The organism is Vreelandella neptunia (assembly GCF_022489065.1).
Classification (GTDB): domain Bacteria; phylum Pseudomonadota; class Gammaproteobacteria; order Pseudomonadales; family Halomonadaceae; genus Vreelandella; species Vreelandella neptunia_A.
The window spans coordinates 1-24,808 of the sequence record NZ_JAKVTW010000025.1 but is presented as its reverse complement, the minus strand read 5'-3'; the positions used below and the strand labels follow the sequence as shown (position 1 = coordinate 24,808).

Sequence of the window (24,808 nt, the reverse complement as noted above, 5' to 3'; positions counted from 1 at the left end):
GGAGTTCGCTATGCGCAAACTTGATCGCCTAATATCGCGTGCCGAGGAGGTTTTGATTGGCCTGCTGATTTTGTCCGCCTCTTTCATTCTTTTCGCCAACGTCATTGCACGCTACGTGTTCAACGATGGTTTTTCATGGGCTGAGGAGTTGGTCCGTTACCAAATTGTATGGATGGTGCTGCTTGGCGCGAGCGTTGCTGCAAGGCAAGGGATTCATATTGGGATCGACATCCTACTCAGGTTTAGTCCTCCCCTTATGGCGAAATGGATAGAGTTGCTAGTTCATGCGGTTTCCATCGCTTTCTGCCTCTTCCTGGTGTTTTACGGTATCCAGTTAACTGAGCAAACCCATCGGTTCGGGCAGGTGAGTTCTGCTCTTCAAGCGCCTATGTGGATCGTTCAGTTGGCTATTCCTGTGGGCGCTCTCTTGATGGGCATTCGCTTTACCCAGCATTTCTTCCGGACGTTGCTTGGTCGAGAGCAAGCCTCTGCCCACCTTGATCAAATTGGATAACAACATGGTTATAACATTCCTGGTTCTATTGGCTGTGTTGATGTTAGTGGGAACGCCCATCTTTATTGCGTTGGCAGGTTCTGTCGCGGTGGCAATGGGGAGCTTTAGCCATATTCCGTTGACCATCGTGGCTGAGCGCTTGTTTGCCGGATTGGATAAGTTTCCATTGATGGCCATTCCCTTCTTTATTCTCACTGGTAGTTTGATGAGTGCGGGTGGGTTATCGCAGCGTATCATCCGCTTGGCCAACTTGTTGGTGGGGCGTTTTACCGGTGGTATGGGGATGACTGCAGTATCAGCGAGTATGTTTTTTGGTGCTATTTCCGGATCGAGCCCGGCCACCGTTGTGTCGGTGGGCTCATTACTCTATCCGGCCATGCGCAAGGAGGGATATTCCGGTCAATTTTCGATTGGCGTGCTGGTGTCTGCCGGTTCATTGGGCATCATCATTCCCCCTTCGGTTGTGATGATCGTCTACGCGGCTGTCACTGGGGTGTCAGTGGGTGCGCTGTTCATGGCGGGCGTGGGAGCCGGTTTATTATACGCTGCCTGTTTGTTGCCTTACTGTTGGTACCGCGCCAAAAAGGACGGTGTCACCCCCATGAAACCGCCTAGCTGGAGTGAAGTGCTGCTGGGATTCAAAGATGCTTCGTGGGGGCTAGGGGTTCCTCTCGTCGTTTTGGGTGGGATTTACCTGGGTATCTTTACGCCCACTGAAGCTGCCGCTGTATCCGTGATATATGCGCTGTTGGTCTCAGCCCTGATTTATCGTGAGAAGAGCTTTGCAGAGTTATTTCAAAGCATGATTGAAGCGGCGACCACAACGGCCCAGGTAATGATTATTCTCGCTGCTGCCTCGGTGCTGGCGTGGTTTCTTACCAGTAATGGGTTAGCCGCGATGTTGGCCAACGCTATCCTGTCGTTATCCGACAACCCGTACCATATCTTCCTGCTGATCAATGTGACGGTACTGATTGCCGGCATGTTCCTCGATGCCTCTTCCATTATGGTGATTCTCGCCCCCCTGTTTTACACGGTGGGCATCCGCGTTGGTATTGATCCTGTCCATTTGGGGGCAGTGCTGACCGTGAATGGGGCGATTGGCATGTTTACGCCACCATTTGGCCTCAACCTATTTGTGGCGGGCACTATCAGCGGCGTCGATTACGTCCAGGCAGTTCGTGGTGCTTTGCCCTTTATTGGCATTGCGCTGTTTGCCTTGATACTGCTGACCTATATTCCCGCGATCAGTATGTGGCTACCCAATATGGTGTATGGCGGCTAAACAGCCAGAATAAGGATGGTAGCAATGGCTTCTAGTATAACTTCATCAGCGCTGGCGCATTCCCATGAGGGGGTTGTAACCAGCCCACATACTCTGGCAACAGAAGCGGGTCTTGAGGTACTTAGTAAAGGTGGAAATGCGGTTGAAGCTGCCATCACCATGGGGGCTTGTCTGGCAGTGACTTGCCCGCACTTCACCGGTCTTGGCGGCGATGCCTTCATGATCATCGCGGATGCAAACGGTGGTGTGCAAACCCTGTCAGGCATTGGCCAGGCGCCACAGGCTAAGTTGGAACTGTCTGGCCAATTGCCTGCGAGAGGGCCTGGTTCCATGTTAACGACGGCTGCCACGGTCGATACCTGGGGGCAGGCGCATGAGATTTCTCGCCAGAACTGTGGTGGCCAGATGGGCTGGGCAGCGCTGTTAGAGCCAGCGATACAGTTAGCGAAAGAAGGCTTCCCGGTGACGCCATCGCAGCGCTTTTGGCTGGATTTTCGTTGCGATGACCTGACGATGATGCCCGGCGTGCGAGAGCACTTTATGTCAGGCGGTAAGATTCCCCATGAGGGAGAAATGCTGTACCAGCCACAGCTGGCCGCTTCACTGCAGTCCATCGCGACCCACGGCTACCGTGATTTTTATGAAGGGCAGTTGGGGGCGAAAATCGCCGCTGGGCTGGCAGCGGCTGGTTCTCCACTCACAGGCGCTGATCTGGCAGCTACCCGAGCACGAATAGAAAAGCCGCTGTCTGTGCCTTACCGTGGTGGCGAATTGTTGGCCCATCGCCCCCCAACCCAAGGCATGACGACACTGGAGATAATGGGTATCTTGGAGCGTTTTGACCTCTCCATGATCGAAGAGGGCAGCGCCGATTATTACCATCTGCTGGTGGAAGCGGTGAAACGCGCTTTTCTGGATCGTAATAGCTACCTGGCTGATCCTGACTTCGCCTCGGTACCTTGTGAAAGGTTGCTATCGCCTGCCCATCTTGATGCTGAAGCGGCAAAAGTGGAGGCGGGGAAAGCATTGGATTGGCCCTTCGCTTACCAGCATGGTGATACGGTGTATCTGGCGGCCGCTGATCGTTTCGGGAATGCCGTCTCCATGCTGCAGACGATTTATTACGATTGGGGAAGTGGTGTCAGTGTCGGTGATACGGGGATTTTGTGGCATAACCGTGGTGCCGCGTTCAGTCTTGATCCTGCTCATCCAAATGTACTTGCCCCCGGAAAGCGCCCTTTCCATACCCTTAACCCGGGGATGTATCGTGTCGGTGGCAAGCCGCGTTTACTTTACGGTACGCAAGGCGCTGATGGACAGCCGCAAACCCTCGCTGCCGTGATAACGCGCTTGTTAGACTATGGCATGGATCCGCTCAGTGCGCTGAAAGCGCCGCGTTTTCTACTGGGACGAACCTTTTCTGATGGCCGTGACACCTTAAAGCTGGAGCAGGATGCGGGAGAGGCCGTTTTTGCTGAATTGACCCGGCGTGGTCATCAGATGAGTCCGCTACCCGCACAAAGTGCCCTGGCTGGCCACCCTGGCGCGGTCGTTATCGACCCGACCAAAGGCTTTTACGCGGCTCATGATCCTCGCAGCGATGGCATCGCGTTAGGGCTCTAGCACCTATAGAAACAAGGATGTGTACATGACAAAAAGCGATACGCTCGACGTGAAACAGAGTGCCCGTACCCGGGTTAAAATCCGCCGCAATGCTCATGAAACGCGCGAGCGCCTGCTTCAAGCGGCGACTCAAGAGTTTTCCGAGCGCGGCTACGATGGCGCTCGTATGGAGCGTATCGTGCGTACGGCTGACTGTAATGTTCGCATGGTGTATCACTACTTCGATGACAAGGAGGGTCTTTACCTGGCTGTTCTTGAACGTGTTTATGAGGAGTTACGCGTCAAGGAGCAGGCACTCAATCTAAGCTATCTCGAGCCCGTTGCAGGTATGCGCGCGCTAGTAGAGTTCACCTTCGATCATATGGCTGAGCATCCCGAGTTCACCAGCTTGGTACGCAATGAAAACCTGCTGGGTGGGCGCATGCTGCGCAAATCGAGCAAGGTCGTTCAGCAAACGACACCGCTAGTAGGCATGATTCGGGATACCCTAAAGCGAGGGGAGGAAGCTGGATTGTTCCGCACTGCTGTTGATCCCACCCAGCTATACATTTCGATTCTTTCGCTATCCATCATTCACATCAATCAACTCGACACGCTATCGATCATCTTTGAGCAGGATCTGGCTGACCCAGGGTGGCTTATCGAGCGGCGTGGCCATGCGGTCGAGATAATACTTTCCTATCTATGCGTTCAAGAGACGCCTGTAGCTTACCCCGGTTTTCAATATTGACTAAGGCGGAATCAAAAACCGCCGGTGCGCTCAATTTAGATGTTTACGCTACTGACCCCACTCCTTTTATTCTAAGAATCCCCTCACTAGCCTATGAGCCAAATATAAACCATAATCGGCTCATAATATGATCTGAATAAGCGGGGCAATCGGCGCATGTATATCTGGGAACAGCACAACTGGCCGCATTTTGAGTGGGAAGAATCCGTTCTTCGGCCTACTTTGGATGCCGTGCGGTTACTGCAGGGCCGAGTGTTGGGTAAAACCGAAGCTGCCTACGGCCAGGCCGATCTGGATGGGGAAATGGATGCACTGATCCAGAATGCTATTCGCACCAGCGAAATCGAAGGCGAGCGCCTGGACGTTGGCTCAGTGAGGTCTTCCGTTGCTCGCCAGTTGGGTTTAGAGCAGGCCGGTATCTCCGCCAGAACAACACCCGAATCTGAAGCGCTGGTTGAGCTGTTGCTGCAATCCACGCACCAGTTGGACGAGCCGCTTTCTCGCGAACAGCTGTGCCTCTGGCAATCCATGCTTTTTGTGAAAGGCCCCGGCGTGCTTGGCAATGTACGTGTAGGCGAGCTGTGTGGCGATCACCCCATGCAAGTGGTGTCGGGGCGGCTTGATCGGCCCGTTGTGCATTTTGAAGCCCCGCCCCGTGGGCAGTTGGAGGCTGAGCTGGATGCATTTATTACTTGGTTCAACCATCCGCCGCAGGGGCTTGATGCGCTGGTTCGCGCTGGTATAACCCATCTATGGTTGATTACCTTACACCCCTTTGATGATGGCAATGGGCGTGTCACTCGCGCGGTGACAGACCGCGCGCTGGCTCAAGCAGAGCGGCAATCCGTCCGGTTCTATTCCTTGAGCGCGGCCATTATGGCGCGCCGCCACGCTTACTACGATCACCTCGAAAGCGCTCAGAAAGGCCGCCTCGATATTACGCCGTGGTTGTTGTGGTTTCTGGACACACTGAAAGAGGCGCTTGAGCAGGCGCTGTTAAGAATCGACTGCGTGCTAATGAAAACCACCTTCTGGCAACGCCATGCCACCACCGTGCTGAATGAACGGCAAATCAGGGTGCTGAACCACTTATTGGATACCGCAGGAGAGGAATTTGAGCAGGGCATCAATGCGCGTAAGTACCAATCGTTGGCCAAAGTGAGTAAAGCCACCGCCACGCGGGATTTGGCCGAGCTGCTGGAAAAAGGCTGTCTTTACAAGCTTCCCGGCGGCGGGCGCAGCACTCGTTACTCCGTGGTGGTGGGCTAGGGCTGCCTGTTGAGAACTATAGTTTCCAAGAGGTTAGTCAGAGACGCCCTCGCAGTTGTCGTGGTACAGCGGGGCATCGGTGCCCAACGCTAGGCGCTTGGTGGCGCTATTGTAGTAGAAGCGACCGGACTCGGCGCGTGAAAGGGCATAGTCGCCGCACCCCCCATAGCCTTTGTTGACTCGCTTCAAGTGGGAGATATCGGCTGGTGCCTGACTATCGAGGCGTTCCGATATGATCGCGGCGATGTGGGCATCACGCTGGGCCTCGGAGTAGGCTTGGCTGCCGAATATCAGGCCTGCAACGGCTAAAATGGCGACGACGGGAATCCAGAGGTTATGCATAGCGTGTCCAGTGAGAAAATATGAAAGTGCATAAATTCGGCAGGTTGTGTGAGCCGAATAGGTATTTTTCAGGCAATCAATGGGAGGGGCATTGCTTAACGGTTGCTTTTGACGATCGTATGAAGCTAGCGCAATAGCGCCAGGTTCTCATCGATACGATATTGAATCATGCGCAGCGTCTCACCACGGATGGACTGCGGTAATAGACTATTGGCGATAGCGGAAAACTGGCTGGCCACCTCGCTGATGGTGTCGATGATAGGAAGGGCATCCTGCGCCGAGACTTCGGCTTCCTCGGCAAGCTGTAACAGTGCGGCGCGGTCAATTGCGAGGGCTTCGCCCATCACATCCATCTGGTGATAGCCGCCCGGGCCTTCGCAGAATGTCACGTCATACGCCGGTGCCAGTTGCCACTGGCCCGTCGATGACATCAGATAGGCGAAGTTCTTGGGGTGATCATCCCTGTTGTTGAAAGCAATGTTGAAGACGGCACGCTCGAAAGCGAAGGCCATTTCACGTACATCGTTAGTACACAGCTGAGTGGCCCGCAGGAAGTTGACGTAGTCCAACGCCCCAGGTGATTGATAGTCGGCTCCGGTGAAGACGGCAAGGCTCTGCATGGGCACGCGCAAGCCGTTCTGGCGATCAAAGCGCTGGCTGGCAAAGGCCGCTTGCCCATTGGGAAGGGTAAAATACTCTGTGTCGGGGGTGGGAATACCGCACCGCCGCAGGCATTCGGCGTAAACCGCTTCGATCGCGCACACCTCTGGGTGTTCGTCTTTGGCTGGGAACTTGACCAGCCACGCCTCAAGCCCTAGCGCAGTGGCTGTCGTGAAGCTGCCGGTGCGCGCATCGCGATAGATGAGAGCCTTGGGCCTGGCCCCTTGCGGCGAGCCGCCCACCTGCAGCAACCGCTGCAGAAACTCTCCATCGTGCCCCTGGAATACGTCCTGTATATCGGCAGCCAGTTGATCGAGCGAGAGATGCTCTTGCGAGGCCAGCCCCTCGGGCGCGACAGGCTCAAAGGACATTGCGCCCATGGCGTTGCCGCCAATATAGGCCAGCCGTTCCAGTGGTCCGATACGTGCCGTGTTAAGGCCTCGACGCCTGAATAGCCGGTCCATTAACAGCATGCCCCAGCCATCGGGTAAGGCGTCATATACCGGCCCCGGCAGGCCTAGCTGGTGGAGCGGAAAATCCTGGCGCAGCTTGGGGCCGTCTAGCGGCAGGGTGTAAGCCGAAAGCTCCAGGCCGCGTTGTTTAGCTTCATCGCTGTATTCGAACAGAATGCGAGGGCGGCCGGAGAGAGCGGTCGTGGATACCAGCGAGCCCCATAGCCAGCGTTCGCCCCAGCCCTCAAAAAACACGTTAACCTGCTCAAGCATCGCGGGGCTTCCTGATTCGCTTGCGTTGGGTACTCTCTTCATAGCGGCGAATATCGTCGATGCTCTCCAGTCTGGGCAAAAACAGCGCATCGAGCTCCTTGGCGCGGCCGAGCACCATGGCCACGCGAACCAGATTCTCGAAGCCGACATTACGACCGGCTTCCAGGTTAGAAACGGTATTGGTCCCGATACCGGCGCGGCCAGCCACCTCCGATTGGGTCATCCGCTGTGCCAGCCGTTCCTTCCGCAGGCGCTCGCAGAGCCGTTTGACGATCTCGCCGGGTTTGCTGAGGCTTAAATCCAGCATAATAGGGGTAATCACCGTTTAGGAAGCATAACGCACAAAATTATGGAATTATTTCTAACTATGTTCAATAGGATTTAATTCCAATATTTTGTGTTAAAAAGCCTATTTTAGCCTATTAATCATTAAATGTTGGATTTATGTGAGTAAGGGTAAGAGTGTAACGGTTTTTCCCGTCCTTTCGAATGGGTGCGAAAATATTGGTATTCGTATGATTTAGCCTGATGATCTGCTGGTCATGACTTTCTCAGAGGTTCGTATCATTGATCTCACGGAATTCTCCACTTTTTGCTGTGCTTTGAGCACACTCAACGAGTGACTGGTAATGGGCAGAAAATGAGCCCCTGTAGGTACTGGCTAGCGCAATGGCTTAAATACCTTGTCAGCGGTGGCCTGGGGTAAAACTAGTGGCTGCCCGTTCGGTGTACGTCGGATTGTTTGGTCATGTCAACGATGCACGATATCCAGCTGTTTGAACGCTCCCCGGGCATGGTCTTCACGGAATAACGCATGGTCGCGGCACACGCGGTCGGCTGCTTCCGTGGCAAATTCCACGATGTCTTCGGCAAACAGTTCCGGTGGCCCGATGGCGTTCATGATCGCCGGTTCGATGTCGTAATCGATCTTGCCGGATTCGTCAGAGAGCGCGTGAACCCCTGCAAGAACGCTACCGCAGATGCGGGCGTAATCCTTCCAGTCGCTCTTGGAAAGGTCGTCTAGATCGATATCGTCTCGAAACGGGGCACGCTCGCGGGACATATAACTCAGGCCGTCAAACTCGACATGGCCGTAGAACACGTCGCCGCGTACTAAGTGCACAGCCTGGGCATGGCTAATTCGCTCGGCGCGAGTATCCATCTCGTAGGCTGAGGGCGGTACCAGGCCAGACAAAGCCGAACGGCGTGCCTGCTTGTATTCGATGATCAGGTCGTCCGTGCCATCGCCCTCGGGGCCTTCGATCAGCACGTAATAGCGGTCAAGACCCAGCGAAGCGGTGCCTTGGCCACGTCGTATCGCCACATCTTTCACTCGCATACCGTTGGCGCGCTCTGGTACCTCAATAGCGTTCTTCTTGACCAGGCGATTGGTGATTTTTTGGAATTTATCGCGCTCCGATGTAATCGGCACCAGTTCCTCGGTCGAGCGAAAGCCGCTCTTGGTCTTGTCGAGATAGTCATCCATCAGCCATTTGGCGCGTTCTTCATGGGCTTTTTTGAACAGCTTGCGAATGAGCTTGGGTGCGCTGTCATAACGCATCTCTTCATCCTGCTCGGTGCCTTCACGCGCCAGACGCTGCATACTTTCGATATAGCCCTGCACGAAGTGGCGTACGATGTTGATCTGATGCTTGCGCTTGAGCTCGCCTTCATTGGCCGCCGCAATCATAAAGCCGACCGCCCCACGCTTGATATCCCAGGTGAAGGGGGCGTAATAGGCTTCGTCGAAATCATTGACCGAAAAGATCGGTACGTTGTTGGCGTTGGGCATGACGCCAAAATTCTCGGGGTGCACGTCTCCCAGCGCCAACACAGTGGGCATCCAGGCATCGTCACCAGCCATGTCGCGATAGAACAGCAACGCAGTACCGCGAAAGAATGAATACAGTGAACCTGATAGCTTATCGAACTTGATGTTAGCGTCTTCGGCTTGCGATGCGATACGTGTCTCGTGATCCTCACGCAGGGTTTGACGTACGTGCTGGCGCCTTTCAAAACCGGTCAATATTCGCGGCCGCACTACAAACTTTCCCGTCGCCACTGAATCGGCCAACTGGCGAAAGGTGTCAACACGCGTTCCCACGACTGGGTGCGCACTCTTTGAAGCATTGCGCTCAAGTGCGGCCACGAGCTCAGCTTTACTCATTGAAGAGCGTCCCGCTATCTCTTGTTGCTGGGCTTGTTTATAGAGTGCTTTGCGTGTTTGTTCCGGTTCTTGGGCCATAGCTATCTCTTCCTTGTTTTGCTCAATGACGATGGCTTTCTAATAACCTGGAGCTGAATAGATCGTGTGTAAGCCTTGCCTCATTCATGCAGAAGTCATTGTCTGCTTTTATGCAGGCTTGCCCACCCCCGCTGGCGGCCAGCCTTGGCGCTTAAATATGGCTTTGAATGTATTCGCTCTCTGATGCATTACTGATGTCGACGCGTTTCAGCCTAGCAGGGCTTTTGTGCACTTGTCGCCTCTAAGCTGTCTCGCTTATGCCATGGCCAATTCTCTGTCGTTGCCCTCCATGATCGTATTCATGCCAGGGTGTACATGCTACTGCTGATAGTGGTGCTGGTGGTGATGATTTTTGTGCTTTAAAGCGCCCACTTTTGCTTGGCTGATTCACTTGGCAGAACCATGTCAATACTTTGCTGTATGAATAAACAGTTTTTATGATAAGGTTTACTTAACCTCTGATTGCGGGCGCGCTTGAGCCTCTCTTTTAGTATGGAAAGATGAGTACTGCTGGATTGAGCACTGCTTGCTTGGGAGGTGCTTGTTTTGAAGATGCTTGTTTTGGAGATGCAAGGCGCTGTATGTAAACCTGGGAGGCAACACTCATGAATGATCAGCAAATACAGATATTCACTAGCGAAGATGGGCAATCACATCTAGAGGTAACGCTGGAACAAGAGACCGTTTGGCTGAGTTTAGATCAGATGACTAATCTATACGGTCGGGATAAGTCTGTGATATCTCGCCACATTCGCAACATCTTTCTTGAAGGTGAGCTTGAAAGGGAGCCAGTTGTTGCAAAAAATGCAACAACTGCCGCTGACGGTAAGATCTATCAGGTTGAGTATTACAATTTAGATGTGATTATTTCAGTCGGCTATCGAGTGAAATCTCAGCGTGGTGTGCAATTTCGTAAGTGGGCAACTCAAGTATTAAAAGACCATTTGGTGCAAGGCTATACCCTCAACCAGCGACGCCTAACCGAGCGTGGCATAGAGTTTGAGCAGGCGGTGAGTTTGCTCAGTCGAACCCTGACCAATCAAGGCTTGGTTTCAACAGAAGGCGAAGCGGTTGCTCGTGTGATTAGCGATTACGCTCGTTCCTGGAGTCATGCATAAACTGCATGGAAGATAAGGGTGAAGGCTAACTGGCTTATGAGCCGAATATAAACCATATTCGGCTCATAAAGTGAGCTGATTAGTGTTGTGCTGGCGCTTGGAGATGACGCTGCAGCAAGAGATTGTTGGGCTAAGCCCAGCGCCGAATCACTACCTCTTCCAGTAGGCAGATCCCTCCGCCTGCTAAGAACCTTACTCCCACAGCGCTGCTAGTGGCCCGCCTACCGGGGCGTTTTCAGGTAATGCCACGGTCGCGACTCGCGATTGTGCTGCTGCCAGCTGTGCGGGGTCGCCGCGCTCTATTTCCGGCTCTTGGCCTGGTGGATAGGCGCCGACCATGCAGAAATCATCATCTGCTTCTACGCTGGCATGCCCAACCCCCGCGGGTAGTACCAGCACATCACCTGCTTTAAGCACTGTTTCTTGGCCGTGAGGGCCGCCCAGCCGTGCCCGAGCTTGACCGCGGAAGATGCCTAGTGCCTCGTGGGCGGTAGAGTGGAAGTGATCAAAGTCATACAGGTGGTAGCGCCACGCCGGCGGCCAGCCGTGGCGTTTGAACATTGCTTCGAATGAATCAGCTCGTTCTTCTGCATTGCTGGTGTCGAGAACCTGACGGTAAATCAGCACCGGCAGTGGCGAGTTGGGGTAGCCGGTCATTTCATCGCTGTCCAAATGCAGTAACTCGGGCTGTGAATCCTTCACAATGGTCTCCTTCAACTGAAATAAGCAGTTAATGCGGTGAATATACGTTTTAGCCTAGCAGGGTTATTAAGGATTACCGCGTTGGGACTCGCCTTAATTTTTTAAATAACAGATTGGTTTTACCTGAATTATGCTTGCTTTTTGAATGCAATTATCTATATTGAATGCAATCATTGTCAGTATTTATTCTATTCATTAGGAGGTAGCCACCTATGGGCATGATGACCATTAGAAGCATACCCGATGAAGTACACAACGCCCTTAAAGCACGAGCCAAGCAGCATCACCGCAGCGCTGAAGCTGAAGTGCGTGCCATTTTAGAAGAGGTCATACGTCCAGAAACGCGCCTCAAAATGGGCGATGCTCTGGCGGATCTGGGTCGCAAGGTTGAATTGACCAACGAAGATATTGCGGTTCTTGAGCAAGAACGTAAGAAAACACCGGCCGAACCGATGAGTTTTGAATGATTGTTCTGGATACTAATGTCGTTTCAGAGGCAATGAAACCCGACCCAGATCAAGCCGTTAGAGCTTGGCTCAATGAGCAGTCGGCCGAAACGCTATACCTGTCTAGTGTCACATTGGCAGAATTGTTATTTGGTATTGCGGCGCTACCCAGCGGCAAGCGCAAGGACATGCTAAGTGAGGCCTTGGATGGCCTTATGCAGCTTTTCAAAGGTCGGATACTACCCTTTGACGCGGATGCCGCTCGGCAGTATGCCGAGTTGGCAGTGATGGCAAGAACCGCCGGACGAGGCTTTCCTGTGCCCGATGGCTACATTGCAGCGATTGCGGTATCACAGGGCTATAAAGTCGCATCCCGCGATATGGCGCCGTTTGAGGCGGCCAACGTCGATGTCATTAATCCTTGGGATGAGCCTAAACGGCCGCTTTAAAAGCGATAACCACGTTTCATAAAGTTTACGCCTCAGGCGACTTCACATCTGTACCGCTATCTCTGCAGCCGAAACTTGATGCTGCTTACTTACCCCGTGCCGCCCTAGCGGGATCATCATCGGCTTGCCGGTAACGGGGTCTTCGATGACCCGGCTCTCCAGGCCAAACACGTCGCGCACCATCTGCTCGGTCAGAATCTTCTCTGGTGGGCCTACCGCGTAAACCTTTCCGTTGGCCATGGCGACCAGTTGGTCAGCATAGCGGGCAGCTAGGTTGAGTTCGTGGAGCACCATGACGATGGTGGTGCCACGCTGCTGGTTGAGGTCGGTGAGAAGGTCGAGCACGTCGACCTGGTGGTTGATGTCCAGAAAGGTGGTGGGTTCGTCCAGCAGCAGCACCTTGGTTTGCTGGGCCAGTGCCATGGCGATCCACACCCGCTGGCGCTGACCGCCGGAAAGTTCATCGACGTGGCGCTCGGCCAGCTCGCTCATATGGGTGGCGGCCAGGGCGTCGGCAACGGCGTTCTCATCGGCAGTGCTCCAGCGTTTGAAAAGCCCCTGGTGCGGGTGGCGGCCCCGGCTGACCAGTTCGAGTACGCTAATGCCCTCCGGGGCGATGGGTGATTGCGGCAGAAACCCAAGTTGCTGCGCCAAGCGGCGGGTGGGCAGTTGATGGATGGCGTTACCCTCCAGCAATACGCTGCCCTGGGTGGGCGTTAATAACCGGGAAAGCACGCGCAAAAGCGTCGATTTCCCACAGGCATTGGCGCCCACGATCGCGGTCGTGTGGCCAGCCAGTACGTTGAGATTCACCTCATTGAGAATGGTGCGTTCCCCATAGCCTGCCACCAGACCTTGGGCGAGTAGTGAGCAAGCGCTCATAGGGAGCCTCGAGTTTTATTGTCGCGAAGTATCAAATAGAGAAGATAGGGCGCGCCCAGTACGCCGGTCACAATGCCGACCGGGTAGCGGGCGGGCAGTAGAAACTGGCCCGCATAATCGCCTAATAGCACCAGCAGAGCACCTACCAGCGCGGCGGGCAGCAGCAGTGAGCCGTTGTGGCCCACCAAGCGCGCCGCAATGGGGCCGGAAAGGAACGCCACAAAGGCCACCGGGCCGGAAACGGCGGTGGCAAATGACACCAGTGCCACCGCGGTGATGATCACGATTACCCGCGTCACCGCCAGGCGAACCCCCAGCCCGGCGGCAAGGTCGTCACCCATGCGCAGGGTGTCTAGATCGCGTTGGCGGCTCAGCAATAGTCCGCCGAACAGGAGTAGGGCAACTAATAGCGGCAGCGCTTGATCCAGCTGCGCGCCGTTGACGCTACCGGTGAGCCAGCGCAGGGCTTCTTGTAGCGTCCAACTGGGGGCGCGCATCAGAAGGTAGGCGGTCACGCTTTGCAGCATCGCGGCCAGGCCAATGCCAATCAGAATCAACCGACCGCCGGTCACGCCCTGGCGCCAGGAGAGCGTGTAGATCAACAGCGACACACCCAGCCCGGCAGCAATCGCGACCATCGACACCGCCGGGCCGCTCAGCGAAAGCACTACGATGGCAAACACGGCACCGGTGCTGGCGCCGGTGCTGATGCCAATGATGTCCGGGCTTGCTAGCGGGTTGCGCAGCATGGTCTGAAAGGCGATGCCGCCCAGGCCAAAACAGGCGCCTACCAGGACGGAAATGGCGGCCCTGGGCAGGCGCAGCTCGCGCACGGTGAATCCAGCTCCCGGCACTTCCGCACCGCCCAGTATGCGTAGCACCGAGGTTAGCGGCGTGAAGGACTGCCCCAGCATCAGGGTTAATAACACGCCTGCTAAAAGGCAGGCAGCAAGCACCGCCATGATGCGTGTGCGGTGCCTGGCGTTCGTCCGGCGAATGTACCGGATGTGGCTGATGGCGTTGAGGGGCGGCTGGCTCATAGCGAGCCTACCTTGCGGTTGCGCACAATCCAGATAAATACCGGCGCGCCGATAAAGGCGGTCACAATACCCACGTCCAGCTCCGATGGGTGGGCCACCAGCCGCCCGGCCACGTCTGCAAACGTCAGGAGTACGGCACCACCCAGAGCAGAGAAGGGCAGCAGCCAGCGGTAATCGCCACCTGCTAGCAGGCGGCAGGCGTGGGGCACCACCAGTCCTACAAAACCGATCGGGCCACAAACGGCGGTGATCGACCCGCACAGCAGCACCGCACCGATGGCTGACATGGCTCGAGCTACCGCTACCTTTTCACCCAGCCCGGTAGCGGTGTCATCGCCCAGTGCCAGCATATTGAGCTTGCGCGCGGCGAGCAGGGTGATCACAAATCCTGTGATCAGAAAGGGCAGTATGGGCAGAAGTTGCTCGTAGGTCGCGCCGCCCACGCCGCCGACTAACCAAGATTGCACCAGCCCTCCGATATCGCCACGCGGTAACACCACGGCGGTCGTCAGCGAGCTAAGCGCGGCGGTAATGGCCGCCCCTGCCAGGGCCAGCCTGAGCGGCGTGGCGCCGCCGTGGCCGAGGCTGGCAATGGCATAAACCGCACAGGCTGCGATACCGGCGCCAGCAATGGCTGTCCAGAGGTAGCTGGTCGTTTCATCGATACCGAACCAGGCAATGCCAATCACCACCGCTAGCGCCGCCCCGGCGTTGATGCCCAGCAGGCCGGGGTCGGCCAGCGGGTTGCGGGTCAGGCCCTGCATGACTCCACCAGAAACTCCTAGGGCGGCCCCAGCCAGCATGGCAAGCAACGTGCGCGGCAGGCGGCTGGCCACGGCGGCATCGCCAATGGTTTCTACCTGGCCGCTCAGTGCGGCGACGATTTCTGACCAGCCCACCTCTCGGGCACCAAACGCGACAGAGAGCATGGCGGCAAGGCCGAGCAGGATAAGCAGCGCTGCGCCACCGGACAACCGCTGGGCAGCGTTGCATTTGATGCGAAGAGCGACAGCGCGATTAACGCTTGAGCCAGACGCCGGGACGCTACTGTTGTGACTTGCGTGCGGCTTCTGAGAGCAGGTCTGCATAATCGTCCAGTAACCATGAAATCGACATGGGGGTAGGGTTGGCAGCTGTACCCAGCGGCGTATTGCCGAGCAAGACAATGGCGCCGTTTTCTACCACCGGCAGGCGGGAGGTAAGCGGGTGCGAGTTGAGCTGTTCGATCAGCGGCTGACCGCCGTAAGTGACGAGAATATCCACGTCGTTGAGTTCATCGATCAGTTCCGCGCTTATTTCGCCAGCGAATTTGCCGGGGGTGGAGTTCTGTTTAACGACTTCAGGCGAGACTAACCCGAGGTCGTGAAAAAACCGCACCCGCGCGTCGTTGTCGGTGTAAAACGAAATGCGCCCCAGGTTGGAGGGGTCTAGGTGGGTTACGAACATGGCGGATTTGCCCGCAAGGTTCGGATGGCTGGCGGCGGTATCGGCAATGTCTGCCTCAAGCTGCTCGATGAGTGCCTGGCCTTCCTCGGCCATGCCCATGCCTTGGCTGTTCAGTTGGATCATATCGCGCCAGTCGGTTGCCCAGGGGCCTTGGGGGAAGGCCACCACCGGGGCAATCTGGCTCAGGGTGGTGTAGTCCGCCGGGCTCAGCCCCGAGTAGGCCGCCAGAATCACATCGGGCTGGCTGGCAGCCACGGCTTCAAAATCAATTCCATCGCCTTCGTCGAATAGGGGCGGGGGCGCGCTACCCAGCTCGTCAAGTCGGGCTTCCACCCAGGGCAGCAGGCCGTTGCCGTTGTCATCCCCAAAGTTGGCAGCGGCAAAGCCGACCGGTACCACGCCAAGCGCCAGTGACACTTCGTGATTGGCCCAGGCCACGGTCGCTACCCGCTCGGGTTTTTCTGGCAGCACGGTGGTACCCAGCGCATGTTCGATTTCAAGGGGATATTGCTGCGCGCCAACGGGCGCAGCGCCAAGGCTGCACGCAGTAAAAAGCGCCATATAGGCGGCCAGACATTGATGGAGCGATGCCATCGCTTCCTCCGAAAGCTTTTGTATTTGAAATAACGCTTTGAAATAGCGCGATCACCAAGAGGTAAGTTCGCGGTGTCAGTGGGCTTGGCAAGTGGCTCAGATAACGTAGGGCGTGTTGCCAGTGTGGTCGCTATTTTTAAAGTAAATGATTATGATTGACATTAGCACTATTGACTCGGTGATGCTAGCTTCGGATACTCTCCCGGCTTTTCAAAAAGAAAACCATAAGGCGAGCAAGGCCGGTTTAATCATTTCAAGGGATCTTCAACATGACTGATAGCAAAGGCACCGTCCGGCGTAACACTAGCCGTTTACGGTGGCAGCAGACCACGACTGCCATTCTGTGCGGCACGACGCTGGTCACCATTCCCATGATTGGGAACGCACAGGAAACCGGCGATGGCAGTGACAATAGTGAGGGCTATCGGCTTGCTCCCATTATCGTCAACGCCCAAGCCTACGCTGATGATGATGCCAACTCGATCGTTGCCCAGGAGCTGTGGGTGGGTGGTAAGGTTGCCACCAGTATTCTCGATACCCCCGCCTCCGTGTCGGTCATTACTGAGAAAGAGATCGAGCAGCGCAACGCCTCTACCACTGAAGAAGTGCTGCAATATACACCCGGTGTCCTCACCGATTACTACGGCACCGATGACCGTAACGACTACTTTAAAATTCGCGGGTTCCAGGCAACGACCTACCGTGATGGGCTGACGTTAGGCTCAATGCGCGGTGTTCGTGAAGAACCCTACGCCTACGAGCGTGTCGAGGTGTTGCGTGGCGCCAACTCCACCCTGTTTGGTCCGGCAGATCCGGGTGGTTCGGTTAACTTTGTCAGCAAACGGCCACGCTTTGAACGGTTTGGCGAGGGCTATCTCTCCTACGGCTCATTTGACGCAAAAGAGGCCGGTATTGATGTGGGTGACACGCTGAACGCTGACGAGACAGTGGCCTACCGTTTCACCGGCACCATTAGAGACAGCGACCGCGAATACGATCACTCCAAAGACAATAACGGTTTCTTGATGGGCGGTCTGACCTGGGAGCCAACGGATGCCACGTCAGCGAGCGTTATCTTCGATTACTTGAAGCGTGACGACACCCCTAACAGCGGTGGTTATCCGCTTGACCGGGAGTATGATCGCAGCGAGTTTTTTGGTGAGCCTAGCTTTAATTATCACGATGTCGAGCGTACCAGCCTGACCGGGCAGCTCACTCATGATTTCAATAATGGGCTGACATTGCGCGGTAACCTGCGTTACAGCGACCTGACCGACGACTTCGGTTACGTCTATATCACTGACTCTGCGGCGCGAGTTGGTAGCGTGGTGGATCGCGATTACTTTGGTACCGACAACGAAGCTCAGGAGCTGATCGGCAACGCTATCCTGCAATACGACGCCCGCTTTGATCAGGTTGATAGCAGCACGTTGGTGGGTGTCGAGTACCGCGATGCCTCAACCGAAGACAGCTCCATCTACGGTGATGCCCAGCCAATCGATCTGGCGAACCCCGTCTTTAGCGGCGCCCCAAGTAGCTTGAATGTTTACAGCAGTAACAAGCAGGACTTCACCACCGAGTCGGTCTTCCTGACCCAGAACTTGTCCTTCTATGATCGATTCATCGTGACCGCGGGCGTGCGCAACGACGCTCTGGATATCTCCAGCACCAACATGGCTGGCGTCACCGAGTCTGACGACTACTCGGAAACCTCCGTTCGCGGGGCGCTGACCTATCGCGTTACCGACGAAATTTCCACCTATATCAGCATGGTGGAGTCGGTTGCACCGCCCACGATTGGCGTTAAGCCTGAACGGGGTGAACAGTACGAAATTGGCGCGAAATACGCCCCCTTTGGAACGAATGCACTGTTCTCGGCAGCCATCTATGACCTGACCAGGGATGATGTGACGATCTCGGTGGTACAGGACAATGGTGTTATCGCACGGGAAACCGTAGGTGAGTCCCGTGTACGAGGCCTTGATCTTGAGGCCAAGGCCGAGCTGACCGACAACCTGAGCTTGGCCGGTGGCTACTCGTATATGGAGTCGGAGGTGGTGCGCGACAGTAACGCCGCCAGAGAAGGTAACGAGTTTACCGCGGCACCCAAACATACGGCGTCGTTGTGGGGCTACTATACCTTGCCAAGTCAGGATATGAGTGTTGGCCTTGGCGCCCGCTATGTCGGTTCTTACTACTTTGATACCGCCAATACGTCCAAAAGCGATGCAGCAACGCTCTTCGATGCGGCTTTCAGCTACCAGCTCACCCAAGACGCCTATCTGGCCGTCAACGTCAGCAACTTACTCGACGAGCAGCACGTGGTCGGTTCCGGCACGGCCGACTACTATAATCCGGGGCGCGAAATCAGCGCTAAAGTAAGCTATCGCTGGTGATGCCCTATCGCCCATTTCTAGGCGGTACTGGTCGGGGAGACTAGCCGATGTATTGGGCCATCTAGGCAGCTAACGCAAACCCCCGCTTTTAAAGGCGGGGGTTTTTGCGCTTTACGCTTCTTGAACACCGTCAACGATAAAGACGCGGTAGTCGGCACCCTGGAAGCGGTGCTTGCGAGCTTCCTGGTAGGCGGGGCTTTCATACCAGGCGCGTGCAGCGGCCATATCGGGGAAGCGCAGAATCACGGCTCCTTCCATAGCGCTGCCTTCCAGCACTTCAAAATCACCGTAGAAGGCGAGCGGCTGCGGGTCGTGGCCTTCACGAGCGGCTTTCGCCTTCTCGCCGTAGCGCTCCATCTCCTGGGCATCGTGGGTGTGTTCGCGGGTCAGTACGACATAAGCGGGCATTCAGTTCTCCTGATGTCATCGTTAATCAATCAGCTAGAGCATATCATCGCCTAACAGCGGAGCCCCATTAGAAAGATCGTTATTCAGCTTTGCTGGAAATATCGGCTGTTAGGGGCGGCACCGGTTCTGGGGCTGGCGCTATCAAGGCCAAGGGCTCCAGTTGCTCGTTTTCCAGCGTTGCCAGGACTATCTCGTAACAGTCGTCGATATGGCTGTTGCCCATGTACTTCATGGTGGCAAAGCTGATGCCGCCCGCAATAGCGCTACCCAGGAAGGGCACATATGTCGACGCACTTTTGGCCGAGATCCTGCCAGCCATCTTTTTTAACATCACCGTGATCAATTTACGGGTGATATATTTGCCAGCCATCTTGCTGCCGGTCGTTGAGATAGAGCTCATTACAAATAGCCGGGTCTCTGCATCCAGACTCTCGATCTGTTCAGGCGATAAGCCAAATTTTTCGTTAATCTTGGGAATTAACCGCAGCAATATGGCGACATCCGACCCAATGTTCACGCCTGGGATGGGAATGATGGCGGTGCCCGCGGAAAGGCCCGAGCTCTTCGTAACCATCGAGCGGCACGATTGTTTAATGGCCTCAAGCTCTTCAAGTGACTGGATCATATAAGGTCCTTTTTATAGCAAACGGAAAAGGCGGCAGCCTAAGCGGCTGCCGCCTTCTTCACGCTATTAATTTAAGCGTCTTATTCGTCACCGTCATAGGTGACACGCCATACGGCGTTCGTCAGATCATCAGCGATGATAAGAGCGCCTTCGGGGTCGATGGTGACGCCGACCGGACGACCGCGGGTTTGACCATCTTCCGTCAGAAACCCGGAAACGAAGTCAATGGGATCGCCATCGGGTTCTCCGTTGCTGAAGGGCACAAACACGACCTTATAGCCAACGGGGTCGGCGCGGTTCCAACTACCGTGTTCGCCGATAAACACACCCTCAGCGAACTCATCACCCATTTCGGGGATTGAGAAAGCTACGCCAAGCGGCGCCACATGCGAGCCCAGGCTGTAATCAGGCGCAATCGCAGATTCCACTTTTTGGGGATCCTGTGGTTGAACGCGTGTATCTACATTCTGCCCCCAATAACTATACGGCCAGCCATAGAAGCCGCCTTCCTGAATAGAGGTGAGGTAGTCGGGAACCAGGTCTGGGCCGAGTTCATCGCGCTCGTTCGCCACTGCCCAAAGCTGATTGGTCTCTGGCTGAATAGTCAGTGCCGTGGGATTACGCACGCCGGTAGCATAGGCTCGATGGGCACCCGTTCGCGCGTTGATCTCCCAAATTTCGGCGCGATCAACTTCTGCCTCCATACCGCGTTCGGTGATATTGCTATTGGAGCCAATGCCGACATACAGAAAACGCCCGTTCGTGCTCGCGGTAAGTGATTTGGTCCAGTGGTGGTTGATGGCAGATGGCAGTAGCGTTACTAGCTCTGGCGGCCCATTGGCCTCGGTTTGCCCTTCCTCATAATCGAAACGAACCAAGGCATCTTGATTAGCGACATAGAGGTTGTCATCCACTAGAGCAAGCCCATAAGGCGCATTGAGATCTTCAGCAAAGACCGACTGTTCGTAGTTGCCATCGCCATTTTCATCGCGCAGCAAGGTCAAGCGGTTACCGCTTTCGACCGAGGTCGTGCCCTGTGCCTGAATCAACCCAGCAATGAAATCCTTGGGACGCGATTTCGGTGCGTTACCGCCGCCTTTACCCTCGGCCACAAGAATGTCCCCATTCGGTAGTACCAAGGTCTGACGGGGAACTTTTAGGTCATTAGCGATAGCCGTGATCGTATAACCTTCGGGCACGATGGGCTGCTGGTTGCCCCATTCTGCTTTCTCAGGCACGGCCATGTTTGGCAACAGTCCGCGCTGTGGTTCTGGCAGTGCTGGGGTCGCACCATACTGCTGAGCGCTGGCGCTACTTGCGATTAGTAGCACTGCAAGGGGGGAAATGTAACGAATGCAGGAAACCTTCATGGCTTACCTCCTGCGCTGCGAAGAGAAAAACCGATCCAGGTGGCCGCGCAAGCCAGTACGGTAACGACTATCGAAAGAACAAAGCCAGTGGGCATCATCGCCCAAGCATCACGGGCATGAACCAGCTCATTGATAAAGCCAACCACCCAGGTAACAAGCAGCAGAAAAAGGTAGAACAGAGAGCGGCCACGGCGCCCAGCGGCACGAAACAGGCCAATAATCGCCGCTAATAGCGCAAAGCCGGTAAACACAAGGCCACCCGCAATTAGCCAGGAAGCGAATGTGCTCCACTGGATATGGTAGCTAGTTGAGTAGAGGTAATCGCTTAACGCGGCACCCAGAAAGAGAGGAATAGTCCCTGCAAGCAGTACTGCATGAAGCGGATGAATTCCGCTTCGAACAGTGCGTTCGACAGTGGCTGTCACGGCAAACTCCTTATGCTGATCGAGCTGATTGATTTACTGAGGCTGGCACGACCCATGCGGCCAAGCATCCCAGACAACGACATCATGTTCGTTAGGGCGGAGTATAGTTGATGGTCGGGGTATTGCCCAAAGAGACTTGAGAGAGAAGGTCTTCTATCGTTTTCCTTCAATATTGATAGCTATTTGAAACTAAATTTATTGACCGGATTAGGCAATAAATAGCCAGAATTCTGCATTCCGCCTCTGCCATTTTGATCTCATTATGTAGAGGTTGATGAGGGATATTGCCAATCGGGCTGTTGTAGAAGAGGTGATTAAATGACAGATAGAAAACTCGAGATGTCGTCAGCCATGGCTTCGGTGCCATGGGTAACTTTAAGCCTAAAAAGTTAAACAACTCGCTAAGCATAAGGAGTAAATCATGAAATTGTTTAGGGTGGCATTAATCATTGGATTAGTGCTTATTTCAGGTGTAGCGCTCGCAGAGAAAGGCGCGGGTGAAGACAACAGAATTACTTATCCTGCGTCGACAGCTGCAGGGCTAGACAGTGGTGTAAGGAACTTTTCCCTGTCCGATATACCTGTCATAAATCGGTAAACGAAACTGGCGTGTTTTGATATCGCCAGTAATGCGGGTGGGTCTGGCAGTGCTAGGCCCACCAGTCAGTCTTTAGGTTTTTCAATCGACGCTTAAATTTTCTGTCATCTTTCGCTATTTCTACTGACGGCTAACCGCGCCTGGCGGTTATAGCAAGGATCGCGCTGCGCGTTTCCCGCTTTCGCCAATCCGGCTGTAAACGCGAGGCACGCGAAGATGATCACGGCGTAATCAATGCTCAACTGATCCATCAGCAGCCCGAATATTGGCGCACCTACGGTCTGGCCGATAGCGATGGTTAAAAAGCCAATCATCAGACCCGTTGCTGGCCGGTCGGGCAGGGCAGAGACTCCCCACACCAGATAGACACCGGTGAGCATGATATAGGCAACACCAAAGAGAATACCCCCGCTTAATGTCAATACTGGTGTGGTGCTCTCGAATCCAACCAAGGCAATGCCTGCCGCTAGTGCTCCCAGGAATATCCAATGCATGCGGTCAACCCCAAACCTTGTTATCAAAGATCCCGCAAATACTCCAGCAATGCCTGCGGCCCCTATTGCGATCCAAAGAAGTCCGGCGCCCGTGCTGCTCCAGCCAAGACGTAGCGAAACAAGCTGGCTGCCAAACGACCAAAGAGCCGTACTCGAGGCGCCCATTAGAAAAGAAGCAATGATAAGACGCCTGAGCGTACTCGTGAGCGGTGGAAAATTGTGCGCACTTTTCGATGTGCTTTGGGTTCTGCTTTTGGTACTGCTTGGGACACAGAGGGCGGCTGCTATCGCCATTAAAAAAGCGCATGCGGCAAAGGTGGCAAAGGCCAACCGCCATTGGCCGCCCATCAATAATGCCACTGGCCCTGACAGCACCACGCCCGCACCCGTGCCGGCATTGATGATTGTGTTAGTGGCGCCTTGTCGATCAGGCCGGACGATGACGGCTACCGCTGCGGCCATGGGTGGGGATGCAAGACCGGTACTTGACCCTGCCAGCATGACCGCCATAGCGAGCAACAGGGGAGAAGGCGCCACTGCGATGCCCACCATGCCTACCGCCGCGACAAGGGCCGCCGCTACAGCAACGGCGCGGGCGCCGATGCGTTCGGTTAGATACGCCGATAGCACGATGGCCACGCAATAGCCCAGAAAAGCGCCGCCGGATATCAAACCATTGAGGGTAGATGATAGGGAAAGGTCAGCGTCTATCTGGGGCAGGAATAGCCCAAAGGCGAAGCGAGCAAAGCCGTAGCAGACGGCGATTAGGCCAAAGCCGGTGGCGCCCAAATAAAGGCTGGGGCTCATGCGCGAGCCTGATGGATAAGGGTTAATGCCGCAGCGCGTGCCGACACGATGGCGTCCACACCACGGTAGATAGCCGTCGCCGTTGCGCCCTCGAAAAGAACCAGAACCTGTTCGGCTAGTTCCGGATGACGGCCACCGGTCTCTAGGCTGACGATTTCCTGAATTTTTTCATAGAGAGCCGCCTTATGTGTCCGCACAGCGTCGGCAATTTCCGGCGTATCGCCGCCGGTTTCACCCTGCGCGCGCAGGAAAAGGCACCCGCGGCAGCCTTCGACCCGCACCCACGCTTCCAGCGCATCAAACAGTGCCGCAACAGTGTCTACTTCGATGGAGCGCTGGAAGCGCCGGTGCCGTTCTGCGAGCACATCGCTTATCAGCGCCGTTTTGCTGCCAGCATGTTTGTAAAGCGTGCGGCTTGACATGCCAGCGGCCTGGGTTAGCTTGTCCATACCGGTGGCGGTAAAGCCGTGCCGGTCGAAAAGGTGTTCTGCTGACGAAATAAGCTTTGTTTTGGTATCCATGTGGCCAGTGTAAAACGATCACTTTACACCGTCAATTGTTAATGGTCAGTTCGTCATCCGACCTTCAACATGACATTTAAGGAATGGATCAGGCCAAAAAATGTATAACTACAAGAGTCCCCACACCTGCCAACCCTATGGTATTGGTGGATTCTATTACCTCATCCTCAATAGAACTTATCAGCCAAGCTGTAGTGCCTTTGGTTTTAATTTTTGAAAAGAGAAAGGCTAGAGTGCTAGCTTCAACGTTGAAGATGGCAATAATAATTTCAACTGATTCATTATTAATTGTCATTATAAGTAAGGCCAAAAAAGCAATTAAAGAAATTGTTATGCGTAAAGCAAAGTACTGTAAATAACTTAGATTGCCAGGCGCTTCCGGCAGCCAAATGTCTGTGAATAATGTTTTCCCTTCCACGCAGAGCGCTAGTAAAAAGAACTTTAGCTGTGAAGGCTTAGTGACAAGCATGTCGTTACCCTTTTTATTCTTAATCAGTCAGATGTTTTCGCTGGTTAGCCGTCTGTAACTGCGCGGATATTGGCGAGAAGTTCGAGAAAATAGGGGTTCCAAGTCAGACGGGCGTGGTATTTTTCTGCTTCGCTCTGGCCCCATGCGCCGAACCACAGAGTGCCTTGGTCATCGGGAGGGGAGAGACCGTCCTGGCCGTTTTCCAGCATGAGGTAGCTACCCGCTTGACCGTAATAGGTATTCTCGGGCGCAAACAGCACATTCATGTGGGAAAAGTTGCTGATTCGCCGATCGGGAAGGTGGCTGGTAAGGACGGTGACGCGGGGATCTTCACGGTGCTGTGGTGGATCGCCATACCAGATGAAGCGCGATTGTAAGTTGGGAAAGCGGTTTTGAAAGGCAGTGAGCGTCGCGTTGGGGTCAAGGACGCTATCATGTTGACTCATCGTCATCAGGACAGGTTTATTAAAGCGTGCGGCTTCGAGATTTTTTTGCACGGTACTGACCGAGTGATAATAGAGAGATGCCCCGCGTACAGGAAGTGACTGGTAAGTGACAATATTGTCTTCATCATCGATATCGAGCCAGTCCCATAAATAGGAAATGGTCGGGGCGAGAAATAGAT

General features: G+C 54.9%; 25 protein-coding genes and 1 pseudogene. 9 read left to right on the top strand and 17 right to left on the bottom strand.

Going from position 1 to position 24,808, the window contains the following annotated elements; genetic code table 11:
• The first annotated feature begins 10 nt into the window (after nt 1-10).
• The 5 genes from MLE19_RS21080 to MLE19_RS21060 all read left to right on the top strand — a co-directional run bounded on the left by MLE19_RS21080 (nt 11) and on the right by MLE19_RS21060 (nt 5,421).
• Nucleotides 11-514: a TRAP transporter small permease gene (locus MLE19_RS21080; RefSeq protein WP_240720270.1), complete on the top strand. Its 504-nt coding sequence runs from the start codon at nt 11-13 to the stop codon at nt 512-514.
• 4 nt (nt 515-518) lie between these two features.
• Nucleotides 519-1,799 carry a TRAP transporter large permease gene (locus MLE19_RS21075; RefSeq protein WP_240720269.1) on the top strand — a complete coding sequence of 427 codons (1,281 nt, stop codon included), beginning with the start codon at nt 519-521 and terminating at the stop codon, nt 1,797-1,799.
• A 24-nt stretch (nt 1,800-1,823) separates the two neighbouring features.
• Complete coding sequence (ggt, locus tag MLE19_RS21070) at nt 1,824-3,422, top strand: gamma-glutamyltransferase (RefSeq protein ID WP_240720268.1); 1,599 nt, start codon at nt 1,824-1,826, stop codon at nt 3,420-3,422.
• Between the two features lie 25 nt (nt 3,423-3,447).
• Nucleotides 3,448-4,152, top strand: coding sequence for a TetR/AcrR family transcriptional regulator (locus tag MLE19_RS21065; RefSeq protein WP_240720266.1), 705 nt, complete (start codon nt 3,448-3,450; stop codon nt 4,150-4,152).
• A gap of 156 nt (nt 4,153-4,308) precedes the next feature.
• The gene (locus tag MLE19_RS21060) at nt 4,309-5,421 is read left to right on the top strand and encodes a Fic family protein (RefSeq protein ID WP_240720264.1); all 1,113 of its coding nucleotides are present in this window, start codon (nt 4,309-4,311) and stop codon (nt 5,419-5,421) included.
• Between the two features lie 33 nt (nt 5,422-5,454).
• On the opposite strand, the gene MLE19_RS21055 is transcribed toward MLE19_RS21060, so the two are convergent.
• The 4 genes from MLE19_RS21055 to MLE19_RS21040 form a co-directional block, all read right to left on the bottom strand.
• A complete protein-coding gene (locus tag MLE19_RS21055) occupies nt 5,455-5,763 on the bottom strand; it encodes a hypothetical protein (protein WP_240720262.1) in 309 nt (102 codons plus the stop codon).
• A gap of 125 nt (nt 5,764-5,888) precedes the next feature.
• Nucleotides 5,889-7,148, bottom strand: coding sequence for a type II toxin-antitoxin system HipA family toxin (locus tag MLE19_RS21050; protein ID WP_240720260.1), 1,260 nt, complete (start codon nt 7,146-7,148; stop codon nt 5,889-5,891).
• Complete coding sequence (locus tag MLE19_RS21045) at nt 7,141-7,455, bottom strand: helix-turn-helix domain-containing protein (protein WP_240720259.1); 315 nt, start codon at nt 7,453-7,455, stop codon at nt 7,141-7,143. Before MLE19_RS21045 ends, MLE19_RS21050 begins: the two co-directional genes overlap by 8 nt.
• 444 nt (nt 7,456-7,899) lie before the next feature.
• Nucleotides 7,900-9,393, bottom strand: coding sequence for a DUF2252 domain-containing protein (locus tag MLE19_RS21040; RefSeq protein ID WP_240720258.1), 1,494 nt, complete (start codon nt 9,391-9,393; stop codon nt 7,900-7,902).
• A 605-nt stretch (nt 9,394-9,998) separates the two neighbouring features.
• Between MLE19_RS21040 and MLE19_RS21035 the strand changes: the two genes are divergently transcribed.
• Nucleotides 9,999-10,511, top strand: coding sequence for a virulence RhuM family protein (locus tag MLE19_RS21035; RefSeq protein WP_240720256.1), 513 nt, complete (start codon nt 9,999-10,001; stop codon nt 10,509-10,511).
• A 192-nt stretch (nt 10,512-10,703) separates the two neighbouring features.
• Here MLE19_RS21035 and MLE19_RS21030 read toward each other — a convergent pair whose 3' ends face one another.
• Nucleotides 10,704-11,213 carry a cupin domain-containing protein gene (locus MLE19_RS21030; protein ID WP_240720254.1) on the bottom strand — a complete coding sequence of 170 codons (510 nt, stop codon included), beginning with the start codon at nt 11,211-11,213 and terminating at the stop codon, nt 10,704-10,706.
• A 212-nt stretch (nt 11,214-11,425) separates the two neighbouring features.
• Between MLE19_RS21030 and MLE19_RS21025 the strand changes: the two genes are divergently transcribed.
• Both MLE19_RS21025 and MLE19_RS21020 read left to right on the top strand, forming a co-directional pair.
• Nucleotides 11,426-11,680: a FitA-like ribbon-helix-helix domain-containing protein gene (locus tag MLE19_RS21025; protein WP_240720252.1), complete on the top strand. Its 255-nt coding sequence runs from the start codon at nt 11,426-11,428 to the stop codon at nt 11,678-11,680.
• Nucleotides 11,677-12,108 carry a type II toxin-antitoxin system VapC family toxin gene (locus tag MLE19_RS21020; RefSeq protein WP_240720250.1) on the top strand — a complete coding sequence of 144 codons (432 nt, stop codon included), beginning with the start codon at nt 11,677-11,679 and terminating at the stop codon, nt 12,106-12,108. Before MLE19_RS21025 ends, MLE19_RS21020 begins: the two co-directional genes overlap by 4 nt.
• Before the next feature lie 42 nt (nt 12,109-12,150).
• Here the strand turns inward: MLE19_RS21020 and MLE19_RS21015 are convergent, their stop codons facing one another.
• The 4 genes from MLE19_RS21015 to MLE19_RS21000 are packed head-to-tail and all read right to left on the bottom strand — an operon-like array spanning nt 12,151 to nt 16,070.
• The gene (locus tag MLE19_RS21015; RefSeq protein ID WP_240720248.1) at nt 12,151-12,990 is read right to left on the bottom strand and encodes an ABC transporter ATP-binding protein; all 840 of its coding nucleotides are present in this window, start codon (nt 12,988-12,990) and stop codon (nt 12,151-12,153) included.
• Entirely contained in the window at nt 12,987-14,030 is a 1,044-nt protein-coding gene (locus MLE19_RS21010) for a FecCD family ABC transporter permease (protein ID WP_240720246.1), read from the bottom strand. Before MLE19_RS21010 ends, MLE19_RS21015 begins: the two co-directional genes overlap by 4 nt.
• Nucleotides 14,027-15,118: a FecCD family ABC transporter permease gene (locus tag MLE19_RS21005; protein ID WP_240720244.1), complete on the bottom strand. Its 1,092-nt coding sequence runs from the start codon at nt 15,116-15,118 to the stop codon at nt 14,027-14,029. Before MLE19_RS21005 ends, MLE19_RS21010 begins: the two co-directional genes overlap by 4 nt.
• Nucleotides 15,075-16,070, bottom strand: a complete 996-nt coding sequence (locus MLE19_RS21000) for an iron-siderophore ABC transporter substrate-binding protein (RefSeq protein WP_240720243.1) — start codon at nt 16,068-16,070, stop codon at nt 15,075-15,077. The genes MLE19_RS21005 and MLE19_RS21000 overlap by 44 nt, the downstream gene beginning before the upstream one ends.
• Nucleotides 16,071-16,339: 269 nt before the next feature.
• Here MLE19_RS21000 and MLE19_RS20995 point away from each other — a divergent pair, with 269 nt between their 5' ends.
• Nucleotides 16,340-18,466, top strand: a complete 2,127-nt coding sequence (locus MLE19_RS20995) for a TonB-dependent siderophore receptor (protein WP_240720242.1) — start codon at nt 16,340-16,342, stop codon at nt 18,464-18,466.
• 111 nt (nt 18,467-18,577) lie between these two features.
• Here MLE19_RS20995 and MLE19_RS20990 read toward each other — a convergent pair whose 3' ends face one another.
• From MLE19_RS20990 to MLE19_RS20955, 8 genes and pseudogenes are all read right to left on the bottom strand, one after another.
• Entirely contained in the window at nt 18,578-18,874 is a 297-nt protein-coding gene (locus tag MLE19_RS20990) for a DUF1330 domain-containing protein (protein WP_008957813.1), read from the bottom strand.
• A 79-nt stretch (nt 18,875-18,953) separates the two neighbouring features.
• Nucleotides 18,954-19,499, bottom strand: a complete 546-nt coding sequence (locus MLE19_RS20985) for a hypothetical protein (RefSeq protein WP_240720240.1) — start codon at nt 19,497-19,499, stop codon at nt 18,954-18,956.
• An 80-nt stretch (nt 19,500-19,579) separates the two neighbouring features.
• On the bottom strand, nt 19,580-20,869 hold the full coding sequence (locus tag MLE19_RS20980) for a PQQ-dependent sugar dehydrogenase (RefSeq protein ID WP_240720238.1): 1,290 nt from the start codon (nt 20,867-20,869) through the stop codon (nt 19,580-19,582).
• On the bottom strand, nt 20,866-21,294 hold the full coding sequence (locus MLE19_RS20975) for a DUF2231 domain-containing protein (RefSeq protein ID WP_240720236.1): 429 nt from the start codon (nt 21,292-21,294) through the stop codon (nt 20,866-20,868). The genes MLE19_RS20980 and MLE19_RS20975 overlap by 4 nt, the downstream gene beginning before the upstream one ends.
• Nucleotides 21,295-21,996: 702 nt before the next feature.
• Entirely contained in the window at nt 21,997-23,193 is a 1,197-nt protein-coding gene (locus MLE19_RS20970; RefSeq protein ID WP_240720234.1) for an MFS transporter, read from the bottom strand.
• Entirely contained in the window at nt 23,190-23,714 is a 525-nt protein-coding gene (locus tag MLE19_RS20965) for a TetR/AcrR family transcriptional regulator (RefSeq protein ID WP_240720232.1), read from the bottom strand. Before MLE19_RS20965 ends, MLE19_RS20970 begins: the two co-directional genes overlap by 4 nt.
• A gap of 88 nt (nt 23,715-23,802) precedes the next feature.
• Nucleotides 23,803-24,183: a hypothetical protein gene (locus MLE19_RS20960; protein ID WP_240720230.1), complete on the bottom strand. Its 381-nt coding sequence runs from the start codon at nt 24,181-24,183 to the stop codon at nt 23,803-23,805.
• Nucleotides 24,184-24,227: 44 nt separating this feature from the next.
• A pseudogene (locus MLE19_RS20955) lies at nt 24,228-24,808 on the bottom strand (hypothetical protein); the annotation flags it as partial.

Bases quoted from the DNA above. Each gene is read 5' to 3' on its own strand.
- MLE19_RS21010 (WP_240720246.1), bottom strand. From the start codon at position 14,030: ATGAGCCAGCCGCCCCTCAACGCCATCAGCCACATCCGGTACATTCGC.
- MLE19_RS21040 (WP_240720258.1), bottom strand. From the start codon at position 9,393: ATGGCCCAAGAACCGGAACAAACACGCAAAGCACTCTATAAACAAGCC.
- MLE19_RS21075 (WP_240720269.1), top strand. From the start codon at position 519: ATGGTTATAACATTCCTGGTTCTATTGGCTGTGTTGATGTTAGTGGGA.
- MLE19_RS21025 (WP_240720252.1), top strand. From the start codon at position 11,426: ATGGGCATGATGACCATTAGAAGCATACCCGATGAAGTACACAACGCC.
- MLE19_RS20960 (WP_240720230.1), bottom strand. From the start codon at position 24,183: ATGCTTGTCACTAAGCCTTCACAGCTAAAGTTCTTTTTACTAGCGCTC.
- MLE19_RS20965 (WP_240720232.1), bottom strand. From the start codon at position 23,714: ATGGATACCAAAACAAAGCTTATTTCGTCAGCAGAACACCTTTTCGAC.
- MLE19_RS20995 (WP_240720242.1), top strand. From the start codon at position 16,340: ATGACTGATAGCAAAGGCACCGTCCGGCGTAACACTAGCCGTTTACGG.
- MLE19_RS21015 (WP_240720248.1), bottom strand. From the start codon at position 12,990: ATGAGCGCTTGCTCACTACTCGCCCAAGGTCTGGTGGCAGGCTATGGG.
- MLE19_RS21060 (WP_240720264.1), top strand. From the start codon at position 4,309: ATGTATATCTGGGAACAGCACAACTGGCCGCATTTTGAGTGGGAAGAA.
- MLE19_RS21065 (WP_240720266.1), top strand. From the start codon at position 3,448: ATGACAAAAAGCGATACGCTCGACGTGAAACAGAGTGCCCGTACCCGG.
- MLE19_RS21000 (WP_240720243.1), bottom strand. From the start codon at position 16,070: ATGGCATCGCTCCATCAATGTCTGGCCGCCTATATGGCGCTTTTTACT.
- MLE19_RS21050 (WP_240720260.1), bottom strand. From the start codon at position 7,148: ATGCTTGAGCAGGTTAACGTGTTTTTTGAGGGCTGGGGCGAACGCTGG.
- MLE19_RS20985 (WP_240720240.1), bottom strand. From the start codon at position 19,499: ATGATCCAGTCACTTGAAGAGCTTGAGGCCATTAAACAATCGTGCCGC.
- MLE19_RS21035 (WP_240720256.1), top strand. From the start codon at position 9,999: ATGAATGATCAGCAAATACAGATATTCACTAGCGAAGATGGGCAATCA.
- MLE19_RS21005 (WP_240720244.1), bottom strand. From the start codon at position 15,118: ATGCAGACCTGCTCTCAGAAGCCGCACGCAAGTCACAACAGTAGCGTC.
- MLE19_RS21020 (WP_240720250.1), top strand. From the start codon at position 11,677: ATGATTGTTCTGGATACTAATGTCGTTTCAGAGGCAATGAAACCCGAC.
- MLE19_RS20980 (WP_240720238.1), bottom strand. From the start codon at position 20,869: ATGAAGGTTTCCTGCATTCGTTACATTTCCCCCCTTGCAGTGCTACTA.
- MLE19_RS20990 (WP_008957813.1), bottom strand. From the start codon at position 18,874: ATGCCCGCTTATGTCGTACTGACCCGCGAACACACCCACGATGCCCAG.
- ggt (WP_240720268.1), top strand. From the start codon at position 1,824: ATGGCTTCTAGTATAACTTCATCAGCGCTGGCGCATTCCCATGAGGGG.
- MLE19_RS21055 (WP_240720262.1), bottom strand. From the start codon at position 5,763: ATGCATAACCTCTGGATTCCCGTCGTCGCCATTTTAGCCGTTGCAGGC.
- MLE19_RS20970 (WP_240720234.1), bottom strand. From the start codon at position 23,193: ATGAGCCCCAGCCTTTATTTGGGCGCCACCGGCTTTGGCCTAATCGCC.
- MLE19_RS21045 (WP_240720259.1), bottom strand. From the start codon at position 7,455: ATGCTGGATTTAAGCCTCAGCAAACCCGGCGAGATCGTCAAACGGCTC.
- MLE19_RS21080 (WP_240720270.1), top strand. From the start codon at position 11: ATGCGCAAACTTGATCGCCTAATATCGCGTGCCGAGGAGGTTTTGATT.